The sequence below is a fragment of the Azospirillum sp. TSH20 genome, from assembly GCF_003115935.1.
Classification (GTDB): domain Bacteria; phylum Pseudomonadota; class Alphaproteobacteria; order Azospirillales; family Azospirillaceae; genus Azospirillum.
Genome location: NZ_LGQU01000138.1, coordinates 14,481 through 32,729, shown reverse-complemented (window position 1 = coordinate 32,729; position 18,249 = coordinate 14,481). Strand labels below are relative to the sequence as shown.

At 61.9% G+C, this 18,249-nt stretch carries 17 protein-coding genes and 1 tRNA gene; 7 read left to right on the top strand and 11 right to left on the bottom strand.

What is annotated here, in order from left to right; all coding sequences use genetic code 11:
* Positions 1-489, bottom strand: a 489-nt coding sequence (locus TSH20_RS30725) for a thiamine phosphate synthase (protein ID WP_109493012.1), incomplete at its 3' end; no start/stop codon positions are given.
* A 375-nt stretch (positions 490-864) separates the two neighbouring features.
* Between TSH20_RS30725 and oxlT the strand changes: the two genes are divergently transcribed.
* The gene (oxlT, locus tag TSH20_RS30720; protein ID WP_109156475.1) at positions 865-2,172 is read left to right on the top strand and encodes an oxalate/formate MFS antiporter; all 1,308 of its coding nucleotides are present in this window, start codon (positions 865-867) and stop codon (positions 2,170-2,172) included.
* 69 nt (positions 2,173-2,241) lie between these two features.
* On the opposite strand, the gene TSH20_RS30715 is transcribed toward oxlT, so the two are convergent.
* The 4 genes from TSH20_RS30715 to TSH20_RS30700 form a co-directional block, all read right to left on the bottom strand.
* Complete coding sequence (locus TSH20_RS30715; protein WP_109156474.1) at positions 2,242-2,652, bottom strand: flagellar basal body-associated FliL family protein; 411 nt, start codon at positions 2,650-2,652, stop codon at positions 2,242-2,244.
* 185 nt (positions 2,653-2,837) lie between these two features.
* Entirely contained in the window at positions 2,838-3,719 is an 882-nt protein-coding gene (panC, locus tag TSH20_RS30710) for a pantoate--beta-alanine ligase (RefSeq protein WP_109156473.1), read from the bottom strand.
* 183 nt (positions 3,720-3,902) lie between these two features.
* Positions 3,903-4,067, bottom strand: a complete 165-nt coding sequence (locus tag TSH20_RS30705; RefSeq protein WP_085084036.1) for a sugar tyrosine-protein kinase — start codon at positions 4,065-4,067, stop codon at positions 3,903-3,905.
* Between the two features lie 198 nt (positions 4,068-4,265).
* Positions 4,266-4,340, bottom strand: a tRNA-Val gene (locus tag TSH20_RS30700).
* 148 nt (positions 4,341-4,488) lie between these two features.
* On the opposite strand from TSH20_RS30700, the gene TSH20_RS30695 reads away from it, so the two are divergent.
* The gene (locus TSH20_RS30695; RefSeq protein ID WP_109156472.1) at positions 4,489-5,370 is read left to right on the top strand and encodes a DUF3108 domain-containing protein; all 882 of its coding nucleotides are present in this window, start codon (positions 4,489-4,491) and stop codon (positions 5,368-5,370) included.
* On the opposite strand, the gene TSH20_RS30690 is transcribed toward TSH20_RS30695, so the two are convergent.
* Positions 5,315-5,566 (bottom strand): hypothetical protein, encoded by a 252-nt coding sequence (locus TSH20_RS30690; protein ID WP_199232011.1) that lies wholly within the window; start codon positions 5,564-5,566, stop codon positions 5,315-5,317. The genes TSH20_RS30695 and TSH20_RS30690 overlap by 56 nt on opposite strands.
* A 385-nt stretch (positions 5,567-5,951) precedes the next feature.
* Positions 5,952-6,647, bottom strand: coding sequence for an HAD family hydrolase (locus tag TSH20_RS30685; protein ID WP_109156471.1), 696 nt, complete (start codon positions 6,645-6,647; stop codon positions 5,952-5,954).
* 472 nt (positions 6,648-7,119) lie between these two features.
* Here TSH20_RS30685 and TSH20_RS30680 point away from each other — a divergent pair, with 472 nt between their 5' ends.
* Positions 7,120-8,442 carry a DUF6538 domain-containing protein gene (locus TSH20_RS30680; RefSeq protein WP_348770467.1) on the top strand — a complete coding sequence of 441 codons (1,323 nt, stop codon included), beginning with the start codon at positions 7,120-7,122 and terminating at the stop codon, positions 8,440-8,442.
* A 293-nt stretch (positions 8,443-8,735) separates the two neighbouring features.
* Positions 8,736-9,338 (top strand): GIY-YIG nuclease family protein, encoded by a 603-nt coding sequence (locus TSH20_RS30675; RefSeq protein WP_109156469.1) that lies wholly within the window; start codon positions 8,736-8,738, stop codon positions 9,336-9,338.
* A 55-nt stretch (positions 9,339-9,393) separates the two neighbouring features.
* Here TSH20_RS30675 and TSH20_RS30670 read toward each other — a convergent pair whose 3' ends face one another.
* Positions 9,394-9,948, bottom strand: coding sequence for a recombinase family protein (locus tag TSH20_RS30670; protein WP_109156468.1), 555 nt, complete (start codon positions 9,946-9,948; stop codon positions 9,394-9,396).
* 307 nt (positions 9,949-10,255) lie between these two features.
* Here TSH20_RS30670 and TSH20_RS30665 point away from each other — a divergent pair, with 307 nt between their 5' ends.
* On the top strand, positions 10,256-12,055 hold the full coding sequence (locus tag TSH20_RS30665; RefSeq protein ID WP_109156467.1) for an AAA family ATPase: 1,800 nt from the start codon (positions 10,256-10,258) through the stop codon (positions 12,053-12,055).
* A gap of 88 nt (positions 12,056-12,143) precedes the next feature.
* Here the strand turns inward: TSH20_RS30665 and TSH20_RS30660 are convergent, their stop codons facing one another.
* The 3 genes from TSH20_RS30660 to TSH20_RS30650 form a co-directional block, all read right to left on the bottom strand.
* On the bottom strand, positions 12,144-12,896 hold the full coding sequence (locus TSH20_RS30660; protein WP_109156466.1) for a phage antirepressor KilAC domain-containing protein: 753 nt from the start codon (positions 12,894-12,896) through the stop codon (positions 12,144-12,146).
* A gap of 212 nt (positions 12,897-13,108) precedes the next feature.
* Complete coding sequence (locus TSH20_RS30655) at positions 13,109-13,372, bottom strand: hypothetical protein (protein ID WP_109156465.1); 264 nt, start codon at positions 13,370-13,372, stop codon at positions 13,109-13,111.
* Between the two features lie 206 nt (positions 13,373-13,578).
* A complete protein-coding gene (locus tag TSH20_RS30650; RefSeq protein WP_146207503.1) occupies positions 13,579-15,315 on the bottom strand; it encodes a hypothetical protein in 1,737 nt (578 codons plus the stop codon).
* Positions 15,316-15,908: 593 nt separating this feature from the next.
* Between TSH20_RS30650 and istA the strand changes: the two genes are divergently transcribed.
* On the top strand, positions 15,909-17,423 hold the full coding sequence (gene istA, locus TSH20_RS30640; RefSeq protein WP_109156463.1) for an IS21 family transposase: 1,515 nt from the start codon (positions 15,909-15,911) through the stop codon (positions 17,421-17,423).
* Between the two features lie 10 nt (positions 17,424-17,433).
* Positions 17,434-18,189 (top strand): IS21-like element ISAzs2 family helper ATPase IstB, encoded by a 756-nt coding sequence (istB, locus tag TSH20_RS30635; RefSeq protein ID WP_109156462.1) that lies wholly within the window; start codon positions 17,434-17,436, stop codon positions 18,187-18,189.
* Positions 18,190-18,249: the final 60 nt, after the last annotated feature.

The window sequence follows — 18,249 nt, the reverse complement described above, 5'->3', positions numbered from 1 at the left end:
CAGCCCGATCACCGGCACGCCCCGGCTCACCCACTGCCGCAGTCCCGCCGCACCCAGGCAGGGGCCGTAGCCGGGTTTGCTGGCGGATGGGAAGATCGGCGACAGGGTCACGTAATCAACCTGCCCCCCGCCCTGCTCCATCGCCTCGGCGCCGTCCGAGTCGTGGCGCGACAGCCCAATCAGCGCCCCCGGCCCCAGCAACGCACGCGCCGCCGCCGGATCGCCGCCGGAGGGCAGATGCACCCCATCCACCCCGGCCGCCGCCGCCAGCGCCGGGTCGCCATGCAGGGTGACGCAGGCCCCCCACCGACGGGCACGCACCATCAGCGCGCGAGCCAGTTCCACCCGTTCGGCATCGGGCAGGTCCTTGTCACGCAACGACAGCCAGCGCACGCCGCACGCGAACAGGCGCTCCGCCACCTGCGGCAACGGATGCTCGGCCAGGCGGCGGTCGGTGATGACCAGCAGCGGCGGATCAGGCAACGGCATAGGACGGATTCCTCCTGTTCGGCCGAGCATTACCGCAACGGCGTAGCGCTTTCGACCAGCCGTGAGACCCCGCTTTTTCCGGATCGTGGAATTGCAACGGATTCACATGGACAATTCGCATGCATGTCACTGCGTCGGCAAATGGTTCGTATTGACATAGTCAGTCAAACTGATGATCGTGAGGGCGGGCATGGGGCATTTGGCATGCCAGCAACCGCAAGTTGGTGGTGGAAGGTTCCATCCCACAGCCGTTTTCCCGGACCGGAAACCAGAAACCAAGAACAGGGTCGAAAATACAGGTCCGGACATCCGAACAGAAGATGCCGAACAAGAGACGCCGAACAGAACATGTCGGGTGCATTGGGGAGGAAGGACATGGTGCGTGAGACGCACGGCAAAACGGCCCAGGTCGCACCCTGGGGCGGGCGCTGGATGCAGCTTGCCATCGGCATCGTCTGCATGTCGATGATCGCCAATCTGCAATATGGCTGGACCCTGTTCGTCGAGCCGATCGACGACAAGCATGGCTGGGGTCGCACCGCGATCCAGGTGGCCTTTACCATCTTCATCGTCACCGAAACCTGGCTGGTGCCGGTGGAGGGCTGGTTCGTCGACAAATTCGGTCCGCGCATCGTCGTGCTGGTGGGCGGCGCGCTGTGCGCCCTGTCCTGGGCGCTGAACGCGGTGGCGGATTCGCTGGCGCTTCTCTATCTGGCAGCGGTGATCGGCGGCATCGGCGCCGGCGGCGTCTATGGCACCTGCGTCGGCAACGCGCTGAAATGGTTTCCCGACCGCCGCGGGCTGGCGGCCGGCCTGACCGCCGCCGGCTTCGGCGCCGGCTCCGCCCTGACGGTCGTGCCGATTGCCACCATGATCGAGTCCTCCGGCTTCGAGACCACCTTCATGACCTTCGGGCTGGGCCAGGGGTTGGTGATCCTGGTGCTGGCCTGCTTCATGACCGACCCGCCGAAGATGGGATATGGCCAGAGCCGCGGCACGGCCGCCCCGCAGCGCCGCCACTATGCCCCGCAGGAGATGCTGCACACCCCCGTCTTCTGGATCATGTACGGCATGTTCACCATGGTCGCCGCCGGCGGCCTGATGGTGACGGCCCAGCTCGGCCCCATCGCCGCCGACATGGGTCTGGTCGACGCGCCGGTCAGCATCCTGGGATTGACCCTGCCGGCGCTGACCTTCGCCCTGTCGATTGACCGGGTGATGAACGGCATCACGCGGCCCTTCTTCGGCTGGGTCTCCGACCATATCGGCCGCGAGAACACCATGTTCATCGCCTTCACCATTGAAGCGGTCGGGGTGATGGCGCTCAGCGCCAATGGTGCCGACCCGGTGGCCTTCGTCATCCTGACCGGTCTGGTGTTCTTCGCCTGGGGCGAGATCTTCAGCCTGTTCCCGGCCTGCTGCGCCGACACCTTCGGCTCGCGCTTCGCCGCGACGAACGCCGGCATGCTCTACACCGCCAAGGGCGTGGCCGCCCTGATGGTCCCCGTCGGCAATTTGATGGTGGAGGCGACCGGCAGCTGGCAGACGGTCTTCTACAGCGTCGCCATCGTCAATGCGCTGGCCGCCTTCCTCGCCTTGTTCGTCCTGAAGCCGCTGCGCGCCCGCTATGTCGCCGCGGCCAGCAGCGCCGCCCCGCGCCTGACCACCCGGCTGGCCGACTGACCTCGTCCCAGCGCTCGCGGCAATGCCGGCCCCCGGATGCCGTCCGTCGGGGCCGGAGCGTCTCCGGCCCTACCGGACCACCATACGGTCCAGCAGGATTTCCTTCACCCGCACGCCGCGCAGTTCGCGGTCGAGCACGCCGGCGATGGTGCTCTTCATCAGCTTCGCCCCGTCGGCGCCGGTCAGCTGCTGGGGGTCGATCTGGCGCATCCGGTCGGACAGGCGGTCGGTGATGCGGGGGACATAGGGGTCGGCGACCTTGCCGTCCACCGACGGATCGATCTCCAGCAGGACCTTCACGTCCACCATCCGGGCATCGCCGCCGCCAAGGCTGAAGGTCATCATCGGCAGGGCGGCGTATTTCTTGTCGGGACCTGTCTGCGCCTGCGGGGCCGGAGCCCGGTTGCGGCCGGCGATCATGGCGCCGCCCGCACCCAGCGCCGCCAGCGTCAGCAGGAGGCCGGTCAGAACGAGCGGCATCAGGGAAACCGTTTCCCCCTGCCGGTTGCGACGAACGAGCCGCAAGATCGCCTTTCCGCCCCCAACACGGGGGTCCAATTCCCATCGGGACCATGCCCGAGGAAATTCATGTTAGGCGCGCAACAAATTCCGGTCAAATGCCATTGGATGCCCCATTGGGCAGGCCGTCCTCATTCCCCGGTATGTCAACCGGCAGGAATCACCGGCACATTGTCGATCAGGCGGGCCTTCCCCATCCAGGCGGCGGCCAGCAGGCGGGCCGGACGGGTGACGGCGGTCACCGGCTCCAGCGTTTCGGCATCGCGCAGTTCGACATAGTCGATGGCGCCGAACCCCGCCTCGGCGATGCGGCCGCGGATGCCGGTCAGGGCGCCGTCGGGCTCCGCCCCCCGCGCCAGCGCTTCGGCCGCCGCGGTCAGCGCCCGGTACAGCTCCGGCGCGCGGGCGCGCTCGTCGGCGCTGAGATAGGCGTTGCGCGACGACATGGCGAGCCCATCGGCCTCGCGCACCGTCGGCAGCCCTTCGACCCGCACGGGAATGTCGAGGTCGCGGGTGAAGCGGCGGATCACCATCAGCTGCTGGTAATCCTTCTCGCCGAACACCGCGACGTCGGGCAGCGCCTGCAGGAACAGCTTGGTCACCACCAGCGCCACGCCGCCGAACATCTGCGGCCGGAAGGCGCCGCACAGCCCCTCCGCCGGACCGCCGACCGAAATGGCGGTGGCGAAGCCCTCCGGATACATGGCGCGCACGGTCGGCGCATAGAGCGCGTGGCAGCCGGCCGAGGCCAGCTTGGCGGAGTCGCCGCTCTCGTCGCGCGGGTAGCGGTCGAAATCCTCGTGCGGGGCGAACTGGGTCGGGTTGACGAAGACGCTGGCGACCACCCGGTCGGCCAGTTCGCGACCGCGCCGCACCAGGCCCAGATGGCCGTCATGCAGCGCCCCCATGGTCGGCACCAGCGCGACGGTCAGCCCTTCTCGCCGCCAGGCCGCGACCTGGGCTCTCAGGTCCTCCACCGTCCTCAGGATCGGCAGCGGACTGGAGGTCTGGGCAGTGGTCGGCGTCATGGCGTCGGTCCTTGGCACAGCAAGATCGGGGGCACAGCGATATCGGGAGCGCAGCGAAACCGGGCGCTGGATAACCCGACGGACCGTTCCTGTCCAGAAAAGCTTTCCGCAGGACAGACTGTTGCCGGACCCTGAAGGTTCGGCATCCGCGGCGGGGAAGGTTGCGCCCCGCCGCGGAATGGATCAGCGCTTAATCGTGATGCCGACCAGATAGGCCAGGTTCGCCCAGGCCAGCAGCGTGGCCAGCAGGGCGGTGAAGGACGGAACGAAGACAACCGAACCGATGATGACGGCGAGCACAGCGACCAGCAGGCCGAGGGAGAGCAAAGCGATACGGGTGTCGTCCATCTGATTGGCTTTCCGAAGCGGGTGACAGGGATGGCCCCCCTAATACCGCATTGCAGCGCGAAGAGGGCTGATCTGCGTCAATCGACCGCGGATTCGCCAATCATATAAGCAATGCATAATGCATGTTTCGCGCGGCACACAACTGCCGGTGCCGGAAAGCAAAAAGGCTCCGGACTGTCGTCCGAAGCCTTTTTGTGATGGTGGGCGCGACAGGGATTGAACCTGTGACCCTTCGCGTGTGAAGCGAATGCTCTCCCGCTGAGCTACGCGCCCGAACCTTGAAACTCTTTTGCGTCGCGGCCGTTTTTCGTCGGCCCCGCCGCTGCGGTGGGCGGGTTTCTACGGCCTTCCCCACCGGGTGTCAAGCACCAGATTCATCCCCATCTTAAAAAAGATCAGCCGACCGCAGGAGCCCCGGACCGTGCCCCAGCCCAACCCCCGCCGCCTTCCCAATCCTGTCCGGGCAGCCCTGATGGCGGCCGGCCTGTCCCTTCCCCTGCTTCCCCTCGCCACCGCCATGGCGTCGGCGCAGCCGGTTAAGGCGACCTACCGTGTCTTCGTCGGCGGCGTCACCGCGCTGGACGTCGAAGCGATGCTGGACGTGACCGGCGACCGCTACCGGGTCGAGGTGTCGGCGGTGACCGGCGGTACCATCGGCCGCCTGTTCAGCTGGCGCACGGATTCGCTGACCGACGGCTATGTCCGCGGCGACGACCTGCGGCCGGCCAGCCACCGCCAGACCAGCCAGCTTCGCGGCGAACCGCGCAATGTCACCCTGACCTACGGGCCGCAGGGCGATGTCGCCGTCAGCGTCTCGCCGCCGCCGGAGAAGGACGACCGCGAACCGGTGCCGCCGGCGCTGCAGCGCGGCACTCTGGACCCGCTGAGCGCCGTGCTGGACCTGCTGTTCGCGGTGGGGGCGCGAGAAAGCTGCGACCGGTCGCTGCCGGTGTTCGACGGCCGCCGCCGCTATGACATGCTGTTCAGCGAGGTGGGTCGGCGCATCGTCGACCCGTCGCGCTACTCGGTCTTCGCCGGCGTGGCCCAGCAATGCCGGGTGACCTACAAGCCGGTGGCCGGCTATGCCCGGTCATCACCGGCCGGCCGATTCTGGCAGCGCAACGATCCGGCGGACCGGCCCCCGGTCGATCTGTGGCTGGCCCCGGTCGCCGCCGGCTATCCGCCCCTTCCGGTGCGGCTGGAGACGGACAGTGATTTCGGCAGCGTGGTGGTCCACCTGACCGGCGTCACGCCGCCAGCGGCAGACCGCCGGGCCGGTGCGATGCCGCAGCCGGCGCGCTGACCGCGCCGGCCGGCCGGACACCGGCGGGAGACCGGGTGTCCAGGATCATGTCGGACGGCGTGATGCCGGCCCGCCGCAGGGCCTCCGTCAGCGCCGGAACCGACGGCCAAAGGATGCGGCTGTCGAGTTCCAGCAGCGTGCCGTCCAGCAGCGCCGCATAGCCGCCCAGTTTGCCCATATGAACGATCCGAGCCATGCGAGAAACCATGGTGGAGTTCCTTCCCATCGGCCACCGCCGTGACGCCGGCCGGGCGGCGGCATGTCGCGCCGCCGCCCGGCCCGCAACCGGCAGGTTCTTGATTGCTTGTTGTGCCTGCCGGTTGCGGCCAGCGTCAGCAGCAGGATGGTGGCGATGAAGGTCAGCGGACCGACCATCAGGGCATCATCCTGCATCATGGCGCGTCCTCCCCCGGATCGACGTCCTGTCGCCCGGCGGAACCGGATCGACCCTAACAGCTTAGGGGCTTTACCGAGCCGGCACGCGGGTCCTGAGGGATACCGCTGCTGTCCAAAGGGATAGTATCAGTGTATGCGACCGTCCGTACCGCGTCCGGTACCGGCCTCTGCCCGATCGGTGGCGCTCAATCGGCGGAGGCCAGCCGGAGCAGCCCGTCCGGCAGATCGGCGAAGCGGTCCAGAATCAGGTCGGCGCCCAGTTCCTCCACCGGCATGCGGGGATAGCCGTAGCTCATGGCGACCACCGGCACGCCGGCCGACCGCGCCGCCTTCACGTCGTTGGCGTTGTCGCCGACCATCGCCGCCCGCGCAGGCGCCGTCCCCGCAGGCATCAACACGTCCAGCCGCTCCAGAACCCAGGTCAGATGGCGCCCGTCCGGCTTCTTCACCGCCAGCGTGTCCCCGCCGGCCACGGCGCCGAACAGCCCCTCCATCCCCAGCACACCCAGCAGTTTCCGGGTGATCCGCTCCGGCTTGTTGGTGCACAGCCCCAGCCGCACCCCCCGTCCGGCCAGCGCCGCCAGCGTTTCAATGACGTCGTCATAGAGCACCGGCGGCTCAGCGTCGTCGTAATAGGTATCGAGATAATGGCGCAGCACCGGCTGCACCGCCTCGTCCCCCAGCGGCGCGCCCGTCGCGGCGAAAGCCTGGCGCACCAGCATCGCCGACCCGTCGCCGACCATCGTCCGCACCTGCGCCTCGGTCAGGGCCGGGCGGCCGAACTCGGCCAGGGTGCGGTTCAGCACGCGCGTCATGTCGGGCGCGCTGTCGATCAGCGTTCCGTCGAGATCGAAGACGAGCGCCTGGAAAGGAAACGGCATTGAAAGCCCCGCGATCTGCCATCGGTTTGACGATGCCTCGTGGATACCACGGTCCGACGGCAGCCAACCACCCGGATGGGAACAACCCAGGGCCGACGACAGCCGGCGATTGCCAATGTTTCGGACAGAGCGCCTATTCCCGGCGTCCGGCGCAGCAGCCAGCGGGCGGCGGCGTGGATCTTCAGCCGGAACTGAATTGCGGGCTCTCAAAATATGGGAAAATTACGCGCTGGCTTGACCGGAGCGCCAAACAACAAACTTCCATCGGCGCACCAATGGACCATGCCCCACCGGGCATTTCAAACGCTTCAACTATTTGGGAAATTCAAAGGCTTGGCGCCTGCCAAGCAAGATGGCGGAGGGGATGGGACCTTCCACCAAACGCCCTATAAGCCTATGGAAGCATTGATATTCATAGCTTCTTAAGGTCCAACGTGTACCCCATACGTGTGCCCTATCGGCTTGGGAGTGGGTGTTGGATACGCGATATTTGGTGCAGCGTCGGCAGACTTGGTATGTCCGGGTAACAGTGCCTCCACGGCTTCGGAAGGCCGTAGGGAACACTCATATCGTGCGAACCCTGAAGACGCGGGATTTGGCAGAAGCCCAACGCCTGCGGCATGTAGCGGTTGCCCAGATCAAGGCGGAGCTAGACGCTATCGGTAAGGGCGAAGACGGTAGCGCCGTTGCCGCGGCCCTCATTTGGCGGAATGCGTGGATAGACTCCGATGCCACTGCCAAGGACGCCGACCACGAGCATACCGCCCAACAGGGCGTGGAACTCGCTATCGAAAGCCGGGCGGAAGAGATTGAAGCCACCCAGGGGCCAGAGGCCGCCAAGGACTTCTACAGGATCGCCACGAGCAAATCCCCACTGCTGTCCGAGACTCGCGACCTATGGCTTCCTGAAGCGAGCCGCACCATCACCAAGCAGACGGCACGGCAGTATGACTCGGACACGAACCGCTTCCTTGAATGGGCGACGAAAAAGCGTGTCCTATTGGTGTCGGACGTGAACAAGCGCCTAGCGGGCAGCTATGTGAGCGAAGCATTTCCCGACATAGCGGCAAAGACGATCAACCGGCACATATCTTCACTGTCTATGTGGTGGCGTTGGCAGGAACAGAAGGGGTTTATTGAGGTGAACCCGTGGCAAGGGCAGGTTCTGCGGGTGAAGGGCAAACGCGGGAACAAGGAAGAGAAGAGGCGGCCATACTCCGCCGACGAAATCTGCACCCTTCTTACTGGATTGAAGGGTCGGCCGTTGGATGCGCTTTTCCGGCTTGGCCTGTTCACGGGCGCCCGCTTGGATGAACTCTGTTCGCTTCAGGCGAAAGACGTGCTTGAACAGGAAGGCAGTTGGTGGCTGTCCATCACCGAAGGTAAGACGGAGAATGCCATCCGTTTGATCCCGGTCCATTCCGCAATAGAGCCGCTGGTGTTGACACTGAAGAAGGAAGCGACCACGGCCAAGGGCAACCCGGACGGTTGGCTCTTTCCAGACATTACACCGGGCGGTCCCGATAATAAGCGTTCATGGAACGTGTCGAAGAAGTTTACCAGGGAAAGGCGGAAGCTAGGCGTAGATACGCCGCAGACCGTATTCCACTCTACACGGATGAACCTTGCAGAAGCTTTAGAAGCTGGTGAAGTGCCCATATCGACTGCAAAGCTTATTATTGGGCACGAGCGCGGAGACTTGACGTTTGGCGGTTACTCAAAGGGCGAGTATGTGAATTTGAAAGCCGCTATAGAGAAGGCTGTGTTCCCTGTTGGTATCCTGCCCTTGGTCTGAAACGGGGCACCGCGCCTCCCCCTGGTGGGGGCCGATTTACGAAGTGGCCCTCCCCTCTGGGGAACCGAAGATCGAAGGGGGCGGAAGTCCCTTGGAAAAATCTTGGAAAACTCGGCGTTATCGGCGGTCGGAACACCAACAAAACAACCGACCTTTAACCCCATTCTTTGAAGTCAGGTTTCTGAGAGGGCCGGGGGTAGCTGGGAGTCTCGTAACTTCCTGTAGAAACCGGCTTCCAAAGTAAGATCAAAGTTGCTAGCTTATGTAGTATATATATTGCCTACGAGGACAACATGGGTCAGTTAACTAATGAGCAAAGACGCTTCCTTCTAGATCAAAAAATACCGCTGAGCATGGTATTCGATGCAACAGGAATGAAGCGCTCTGAATACAAGGAGGCAATGAAATCTCTCAACAAGCATTTTGCATTTGGTGTATCCCCATGTGAAAAGGGCGGACATACTTTAAGATCCCGTGCCGGGAATTGCATCCAGTGCGACACAGCGAATATCGCGTTTCAAAAAAGAAGCTATAAAGACGGCCATGTTTATCTCGCAGGCTCTCCCTCAAAGAAAACACTGAAAGTAGGCGTTACTTCTGACATGGAGCCAAGGATAAAAATACTAAACCACTATAGATATGGCGACGCGAATGATTGGGAATACCTAATTTCAGCCAAAACTGAAAAAGCTGGTGATGTTGAATTCAGTATACATGCTGCATTGGTAGATTATTCAGTTGAAGGACATTATTATAGAGAAGGGAAAAAGACACAGTGTTATGAGCTATTTAGTTGCGGATATGTAACTGCGCGTTCGGCTATGGTGGATATTATGACAGAAAAATCCTTTAAGGTTCATTCTCCAGAGAGTCGTTCATTAAAAGTTTACTGGTAAAGTTCGGTGAAGGGGCATGTGTTCTAGAGCATTTCGCCCCTTCTCAAAACGTTAGCTACGCGCTTTCAAGGATGCGGTAGACGCTGGCACGGCCGATCCCGAGTCGCTTGGCTATCTCACTGGCCCCCACGCCCTGCGCCTTCAAAGCCATTACGTCTTCGGCCTTAGCCTGTGCCGTGGGCTTCCTGCCCTTATACTTCCCCTCAGCCTTGGCCTTAGCGATACCCTCCCGCTGGCGTTCAAGCATGATGTCCCGCTCAAACTCTGCCACGCCGCTAAGGACGGTCAGCATCAGCTTGCCCGTGGGGGTGCTGGTGTCGATGCCCATGTTCAGGATGCGCAGGGAAGCGCCCTTGGCCTTCAGGGCGTCGAGGATCGTCATCAGGTGGGCGACGGAGCGGGCCAAGCGGTCGAGCTTCGTCACTACGAGGGCATCCCCTTCGCGGATGAAGTCGAGGGCGATGGCAAGCTGTTCCCGGTTCGCCACGTCCACAGAGGACACCTGTTCCTGAAACAGCCTCTCGCACCCTGCCGCCTGAAGGTCGCGGGCCTGTGCCTCAATGCCGGCTTTCTGATCAAGGGTGCTGGTGCGAGCGTAGCCGATCAACATGGCCTGTTCCGTCCTTGGTGTCTCAATGAACCCTTAGACGTTATCGCCCCACCGTCCCAAAATGGCAAGAGGTATTTCATTGGGACGGCTTAGGCGTGGGCGTGAGACGACTCGCTAGGGCACGGCCTATTGGAACAAACCGTCGCATCCTTAGGATCATCCAGCATGGACGTGAGAGCAGAACGGCTTGCAGCATAGGCTTTCGCTCTCCGTTATACGCGAGTATTCAGCAGCACAGTCAACTTCCGCTCTTTTGCTGCCTCTTTCGATACGTTAAGCTGCCCGGCATCTTCAAAAGGGGCAGAGAATGGCCGCAGCTAAGATTAAAGATGCCGACGCAGTAGATCAGATCGAAGTTGGAAAGATGCGGAAGCTGACTGTACAGAACTTCCGCGCAATCGGCGCAACGCCAGTCACCATTGATCTTGATACCATTGTAGTTCTTGTCGGGCCTAATAACGCAGGGAAAAGCTCTATACTTCGAGCTTATGAAGTAGCCATGTCCGAGGGGTCAAGCGCCGGCAAGCTTACGCTTGATGAGTTTCCGAATGGCAATATCGATCCAAAGAACCTGCCAATCATTGAGATTGAAACGGAAGTTGTTGGTGATCCACCAGCCAAAAAGTGGGTGACCGAGATTGACGGCAGGAAGGTGGTCCGCGAACGGTGGGTTTGGGAGACACCTGGGCCGGGTAAGCGGCAAGGGTGGAACACGGAGTTGCCGGATGGCGGTGGCTGGGACGATAAAAACGTCCCCTGGGGCGCCGCCAATGTTGCTAACTCACGTCGGCCACAGCCCCACGCAGTCAAAGCATTTGATTCACCCGAAGATCAAGCAAAGCAGATTAACAGTATCGTGCTCGCGTTGATCGAAGAAAGGGCACTAAGCATCGAAACAAGCGACGGAAGCGGCGAGAGTGAGTTTAGGCAGTTATCGCAGAGGCTCCGGGAATTTCAAGAGCGGGTCGTTTCACATGCACGCGTGGATATCGAAGAATTCGAAAATAAACTGACGGAGATGGTTGCGGGCATCTTTGCTGAACATGTAGTCACGTTTGAACCTGTACCGGCCGCAACAGAGAAAATAAAACTGTTTTCTAGCAACCGCCTTTTGGTAGGACGGAAAGACGGATACAGAAGCCCGTTGGAATTGCAGGGCAGTGGGGCCAGAAGAACGTTGCTGTGGTCTGTTCTGCGTATTGTCTCCGAAAACGGGGAGAAGGCACAGGCGCGTCCCCACCTTTTGCTCATAGACGAGCCGGAACTCTGTCTGCACCCGAATGCAGTTAGAGAGGCTTGCCGTGTCCTCTATGACCTCGCTGAGAATGCCGGTTGGCAGGTGATGGTCACGACGCACCATCCTGCATTTATCGACCTTGGGCGCGATAACAAGACCATTGTCAGGGTAGAGCGAAATGCAGCGGGGACGATTTCGGGCACGACCCTATTTAAACCGGCAACTGCAAATCTGAGTGTTTCGGATCGTGAGAACCTCCAACTATTGAACATCTATGATCCCTATGTAGGGGAGATGTTCTTTGGCGGCAATATTATCGTTGTCGAGGGCGATACAGAATATTCAGCGCTCCGCCATGTGGCATCAGAGCTAATTAAGCTTGGCGACGCAAGTCCGATACCTTGTGAACTCTTAAAGAATATGCACGTCGTGAAAGCAAGGGGTAAGTTCACGATTGTTTCGCTGTGTAAGATACTAAACCATTTTGGCACGAGGTATAGTGTTCTCCATGACGCGGATACTCCAACAATCACGATTGTCAAAGACGGCGAGAGCAAGGAACAGAAAAACTCAGCGTGGACCGCAAACACTGACATTATGACGGAGGTGAATGCCGCTCCTGACCCAACAAGAATTAGACTGATTGCCTCCGTCCCAAATTTTGAATCAGCCTATCTTGATTACGAGGCAAAAAAAGATAAGCCATATACTGCGGTGAAACGCATAGCTGCGGACAAAGACGCGTGGGCAAAAGTCGAAATGCTTCTCCACTGCCTTCTGAATCATGACGAGCCCCTTCCTACAGGGGCGCAGCCCACGCACCACATGCTCGCGCTCCACGAGGCGAACGCTATGGATTTCATGCTGTGACGCCGTGGCGTAGGTTGTAATCGGGTGCAACTTGCATCCCCCTGTGTGCGTCGGCCGGAAACACCCCTTCCGACGCGCTCGGGTGCGCTTACATCGCCGATGCTGTTGGCTTCGCCGCTCCCCATTGCTTCGCAGCCCATTGAACCCCTTTGGGCGTCCAGAGAGTCTGGTACTGCACCCGGTCATTTACCGTTGTGGTCTTCACCTCAAAGTAGCCGCGCCGCTGGTAGCGCTCATTAGGCATCAGGCAGCCGCTTCCCCCCTTCGAGCGGTGGAGTACGTGGTGGGCAAGAAGCTCACTGACAAGCTCACGTTCCTTGCGACCGATGGTTTTCGCAAGGGTCCGTGTGTTGGTTAGGCCAGAGGCATCGGCATAGTTGTTGTAGAACTCTACCTTGGGAACGGCTTCAGCAAGGCGTTGCTCCGTAATCTGCCGCTGTTCGTACTCCGCAGCCCAAGCCCGAGCCGCTTCCGCCGGATTGGCGAAGTTGGGAAGCTGGGGGACCACTGAAGCCGGCCCCAGATCACCACGGCGGTATGCTGCAAACACCCGCACCAACGCAGCCCGAACCTCTTTTGCCCTCTCCGTACGGGAGAATACCGCTACCAACAGGGCTTGTTCTTCATTCAGGTAAAAGGCCTTGCCAGGGCGTCCACCAAGGCGGCCGGGGTTCGCGTCCACCGAACGCAAACTGCCGAAGCCTTCCAGTTCCGCCCGGTTCGGCTCAATTACATTGGCGCGAATGTCGCGGAGGCGGGCCATCCCCAATGCTTCCGCTAAGTCGGTATCCAGCACGTACGGTTCGTCATCAATCTTTGTTACGTTAATCAGGTCACTCATGTTCGTTTCTTTCTTTTAAATAGGTGTTTTAGGAATGAGTCTAGATGCTGCATCACTCTGCCGAAGCTGCTCATTCAGCTTCTTGCGGTGTCGCCCTTAGGTTTGCCTAAAAGCACATACGGCCAGCCCCCCACTCATCCGGATCAACAGGAAGGCACAGGCTGGCCGTAGGAATGCGGTAGAGTCGGCAAAGGGTGGAAGTGAAGGGGGAATTAGCCTGCCGGCTTCGTCTCCCCCTTGATCCACTTCATCAGCCCTTCAGCTACCTGGGCGATCCGAAGGAACTCACCCCGAATGAACTCCGAGGCCTGGGGCGCTATGGGCGCGTCACGGTTGGTCAGGGCGTTGGCAGCCATGCTCACGGCGCTATCGGTGCAATCGGTATCCACAGCACCAAAGCCGGCTTTCAGCGTCCATACCAGTTCGCGAGCTTGGGCTTCATCTCCATGGGTCATGCCAACAAGGTCGTAGATCAAGCAGGGGGTGCGGGTGCGGAGAAGTTCATTCAGTTGGAAAGCCGTACCGCAAACACCAGCAAGGCCCTGACCGCATGGGCTTTCCAAGGTCAGTAAGGCGGTTCAGCATCTTCGCAATGGCATCGGTACGCTTGGTCACGGCGGCATTTCTTCGGCAAAGTTCAGGTGTCCACGCAGGAACCTCTAGGCTGCCTGCCATTAGACGTTTACTCTCCAGTACATTGCCAAAATTGGAAGGAGGTCTTTCGCAATTTGCCTCCGACCTCGACAATGCCGAGTTCGTCCAGAGCCTCACTGAAAACGGAATGTTCCCGCACATCCTTGTTGAAATTCTCGGGCTTCATGCCAATTGCTTGCGCAACCTCCTTGAACCGCACCTTGGCGCCTGCCTGAACGACTTTTGCCATTTCCGTCAGGTAGGCAATCGCCTTTGCGACATACCCAGTCAACTTCAGCCCCTCAGGTCGCCACGGCCTCACCCTCGCACCTGGGAACGCTTCCGCTAGCGCCCCTTTAAAGTCATGGCGGCTATCGCCGATGACGTAGGCGTTGGTGGGCGGGCAACCGTCACCCACACAGCGACGCACGGAAGCCCGGCAGAGGGCCTGTAGGAGATGGTGCATCGTCTCCCCCATCTTCACCCGCGCCAGCGCCTCCGCGCTCACAGAGGCGTCAGATGCCCGCTGATCGGCAACGGATCGCTTCAGGGCCTCATACTGTGCGGTGCCGTAGAACAGCGTTCCGGCAAGGATCACGTTCGGCCGATCCACGTAGGCGTTGGTTGCCATGTGGTTGCCCCACGTCAGGAAGGCTACATCCACGTCGGCTGCCTGTAGGTGCTGGCGAATCAGCCGCTCATAATCGCCGCCGGTCGGATCGGGATTGTGGACGATGACCAACCAAGGTTCCTGTGGCTTCGTCAGGACCATGCGGGCGACCTCCTTGCACAGTTCGTCTCCGTGGTTAGAGAAGGAGGATTTCCCACCCCCTTTGTCCCATAGATGGACGGTGAGGTTGTCGTACCGCTTCACAGCCGATTGGAGCCTCGCCAGCAGGCCACGGGCTTCCATGTCGTCATAGGTGGCCCGGACACGCCCCGACGCATCCAGAATGAGCATGGGGGCCATATCGGGCGGAAGGCTGTCCCGGTAATCCACCAAGGCCCATCCGTCCCGGTTGCCGCATCGGACGCTGACTGTTCGCCCCGACAGGTGCCACAGATCGGCTGCTGCATCCTTCAGCCTTGTGGGTGCCCTCCGCCCCATTGCCCGCATCACCTTCGGAAGCCCAATGCCGAACTCCGCCGCGAAGTCGGGAACGGTGTAGGTGCTGTTGTCGGGTAGCCCCTCGACCTCATTCACCGTCGCCATGATCCGGGCGCGTAAGTCCGGGTTGATGGTGGACAGGGTTTCCAGCAGGCCGGCAATGATGTTGGTGTTCAGCACCACGGCACGGGCAGGAAGGAACGACTCATCCCACACCCGAACCGCCCTTGGCCTGCCCTGGTAGAAGAAGGCGGAAGCATCGGACAGCCGGCGGCCCCGCATTCGCTCCAAACGCTGGTGGGTCGTTACCAACACCTGAGCCTCTTGGGGCACCGGATGACCAAGGGCGTTCAAGGCGGGGTCGCTGGTCATGACCGCAACGGCGGTAGGCGGCAGAACCCCGAAAGCGTTCATGCCCTGTACGAAGCTGCGGACCTCTTCCAGCCGACCAAGGCAGATCAGCACCCCAACACCGGCATGGGCAGGGGAGCGGACAAGGTTGCGGACAAAGGCGTAGAGGGTTTGGGTCTTGCCTACCCCTGGGTCCAGGGACGACAGGTAGAGGGACGGAAGGGCCGTACCAGCCGCCATTGCCTCCATAGCCTTGGCCTGATCGGAAAGAGCCTCCCACATAGAGCGGCTAGGGCTATGGCCCACCGAAGTGAAATACTCCTTCAAACAATCAATCGTGATAGTAGAAAGCGAACCACATTCATGGTCCATAGGGCATAGTAGTGCATTGTCCGCAGCCGCATCGGCCGGGAGATCGGTAGGTTCCATAGTTTTCCTGTTAAGTTTAGTTGGTAAAATTAAAGGGGAAGGCTCTCTCTTTATCTAATAGAGACATCCCCCTTGTTTTCTTAACGGCGCTTCAGAACAGCTTCAATGTGTCCAGCTCATAAATTACCAGACGCCTTTAATCCGAAGGTCTGCAAGGATGCGGAGAAGGTCTTCTTTGGTGGTATTGAAAAATTTTACCTCTAATTCACGAAAGACATCCGCTCTCTTTTGGTAAGCGGAAGCTTCAGCCTTCAGGCGCTCTTCGAACGTCTGTTCTGCCTTCTCTACGTTTATAAGCTGGTTGCCAGGGCACAGTGCATATTTCGGCGGAAAGCACCCAGTAGGAACGGCGGAAAGCGCCCGGGCAGAACGGTGAAAGCGCCCACCCGTTTCGGTGAATTCGCCCACCCGTAGGGGTGGTGGTGTCGGGGTCCGAACCAGCCTTTGGCATCCCCATGATCTTTCCACGGCACAGGCCAAGGAGGATCGGGATGCCCCGAGCGAGGTCGGACATGCGGCGGATCAGAGAAGTCCTTCGTCTGCGGGATGAGTTCGGCGCCAGCCAACGGCAGATTGCCGATGCCTGCCGGCTGCCGCGCAGCACCGTGCGCGATTACCTGGATCGGCTACGGGCCTCCGGGCTGCGGTACGCGGATGTGCTGGGGTGGACGGACGTCGAGTTGGAGGAGCGGCTGTTCCCGCCTCCGGTCACGTCGGCGCGCCCGGTGCCCGACTGGCGACACATCAGCCGTGAACTCAGCCGCCGTGGCGTAACGCTGCGGCTGCTGTGGGAGGAATACCTGGAGGTCCATCCCGGCGGCTATCGTTACACCCAATTCGTTCAGCATTTCCGGGCATGGCAGGGTGCCCATGCCGAGCCGCGTCTGCGCCGGGAGCATCGGCCGGGGGCGGCGATCGAGGTTGATTACGCCGGGATGACGCTGAGCGTCGGGCTCGGCGCCGAGGCGCGGCAGGCCCAGGTGTTTGTCGCCTGTCTGCCGTATTCGGGCTACGTCTATGCCGAGGCGACCTGGACCCAGCAGGCGGAGGAGTGGCTGGCCTCCCACGTCCGGCTGTTCGAACATCTGGGCGGCGTGCCGGGCAAGCTGGTGCCGGATAATCTCAAGGTCGGCGTCAGCCACGCCTCCTTCTACGATCCGGCGATCAACCCGGCTTATCACGATCTCGCCCGGCATTACCGCACCGCCGTTCTGCCGGCCCGGGTGAGGCGCCCACGCGATAAGCCCAGCGCCGAGAACGGTGTGCAGCAGGTCGAGCGGCGGGTGCTGGCTCCGTTGCGCGATACGCTCTTCGCCACGTTAGACGCCGCCAACGCGGCCTTGCGCGACAAGCTGGCCGCCCTCAACGCCGCTCCCTTGAGCCGCAGGCCACAGGACACGCGCGCCGGCCTGTTCGCCACCGAGGAGAAGCCGACCCTGCGCCCCTTGCCGCCGGAACGCTTCGTGCCCGGCACCTGGGCTCGCCACAAGGTGCCGCCCGACTATCATCTCGCCCTCGACGGCGGCGTCTACTCGGTTCCCCACACGCTGATCGGCAAGACGGTCGACGTGCACAGCACCGCCTGCGTGATCAGCGTCTTTCTGCGCGGCAAGCGGATGGCCTGCCATGTCCGGCGGCAGGATGGCGCCACCGTGACGCTGGACGCCCATCGCCCCGCCAACCACCGGGCCGTCACCCGCTTCACCCCCGACGCCATCCAGGCCGACTTGGCCGCCATCGGCCCGGCCGCCGCGCTGCTGTTCGCGCGCATCCTGGCCGGCGCCGATCATCCCGAACAGGCGGTGCGGGCTGGGATCGGCCTGATCCGTCTGGCCGCCACCCATGGCACCGACCGGCTGGAGCAAGCCTGCCAGGCGGCCCTGGAGGCCAACGTCGGATCCTACCGCTACGTCCAGCGCTGGTTGGCGGCGCCCCCCGCCACGGCGGCGGACCCGGCCGGTGCTGGCGAGCACGCCAATCTGCGCGGCCCTTCCTACTACCACTGACGGAGACACGATGATGAAGCACGTCAACCACGAGCGGTTGCGCCAGTTGCGTCTGTACGGCATGGCCAAGGGGCTGGAGGCGTTGGAGCGTCTGCCCGACCGCGGCCAACTGGCCTTCGACGAGCAGTTGGGCACCTTGATCGAACGCGAGGCGGCGGAGCGGGCCAACACCGCGCTCGCCAGCCGGCTGAAACGCGCCCGGCTGCGCCAGACGGCCTGCCTGGAGGACCTCGACCTGCGCACCCCGCGTGGGCTCGATCGCGGTATTGTGCGCGAGTTGGCCACCGGGCGTTGGGTGACGGAGAACCGGCCGGTTCTGATCACCGGCCCGACCGGGATCGGCAAGACCTGGCTGGCCTGTGCACTCGGCAACCAGGCGGCGCGGGAAGGCCACAGCGTACTCTACACCCGGCTGACCCGCCTGCTGGACGATCTGGCCACCGCCCGCCTGGACGGTTCGCTCGCCCGGCTGCTGCGACGGATCGCCCGGCTCGACCTGCTGATCCTGGATGACTGGGCGATGACCGAGCTGACCGCGGCTCAGCGCCTGGACCTGATGGAGGTGATCGACGACCGCCACGATCGGGCCGCAACCATGCTGGCCACCCAAGTTCCCGTGGCCAACTGGCATCGCCTCATCGGCGATGCCACCTACGCCGACGCCATCCTCGACCGCCTCGTGCACCGGGCCTACCGCATCGATCTGCATGGCGACTCCATGCGCCGCACCAAGGCCGATGCCGCCAGCGAAACCCCCGACACCTAAGGCAGGTGCTTGGCAACCAAACACACAACCTTCATAACGTAAATCCAGGGTTCGGCCCCG

What these genes read in the sequence shown, in the direction of transcription:
- oxlT (WP_109156475.1), top strand. Translation starts at nt 865, where the DNA reads ATGGTGCGTGAGACGCACGGCAAAACGGCCCAGGTCGCACCCTGGGGC.
- TSH20_RS30715 (WP_109156474.1), bottom strand. Translation starts at nt 2,652, where the DNA reads ATGCCGCTCGTTCTGACCGGCCTCCTGCTGACGCTGGCGGCGCTGGGT.
- panC (WP_109156473.1), bottom strand. Translation starts at nt 3,719, where the DNA reads ATGACGCCGACCACTGCCCAGACCTCCAGTCCGCTGCCGATCCTGAGG.
- TSH20_RS30705 (WP_085084036.1), bottom strand. Translation starts at nt 4,067, where the DNA reads ATGGACGACACCCGTATCGCTTTGCTCTCCCTCGGCCTGCTGGTCGCT.
- TSH20_RS30690 (WP_199232011.1), bottom strand. Translation starts at nt 5,566, where the DNA reads ATGGCTCGGATCGTTCATATGGGCAAACTGGGCGGCTATGCGGCGCTG.
- TSH20_RS30685 (WP_109156471.1), bottom strand. Translation starts at nt 6,647, where the DNA reads ATGCCGTTTCCTTTCCAGGCGCTCGTCTTCGATCTCGACGGAACGCTG.
- TSH20_RS30675 (WP_109156469.1), top strand. Translation starts at nt 8,736, where the DNA reads ATGGGTCAGTTAACTAATGAGCAAAGACGCTTCCTTCTAGATCAAAAA.
- TSH20_RS30670 (WP_109156468.1), bottom strand. Translation starts at nt 9,948, where the DNA reads ATGTTGATCGGCTACGCTCGCACCAGCACCCTTGATCAGAAAGCCGGC.
- TSH20_RS30665 (WP_109156467.1), top strand. Translation starts at nt 10,256, where the DNA reads ATGGCCGCAGCTAAGATTAAAGATGCCGACGCAGTAGATCAGATCGAA.
- TSH20_RS30660 (WP_109156466.1), bottom strand. Translation starts at nt 12,896, where the DNA reads ATGAGTGACCTGATTAACGTAACAAAGATTGATGACGAACCGTACGTG.
- istA (WP_109156463.1), top strand. Translation starts at nt 15,909, where the DNA reads ATGCCCCGAGCGAGGTCGGACATGCGGCGGATCAGAGAAGTCCTTCGT.
- istB (WP_109156462.1), top strand. Translation starts at nt 17,434, where the DNA reads ATGATGAAGCACGTCAACCACGAGCGGTTGCGCCAGTTGCGTCTGTAC.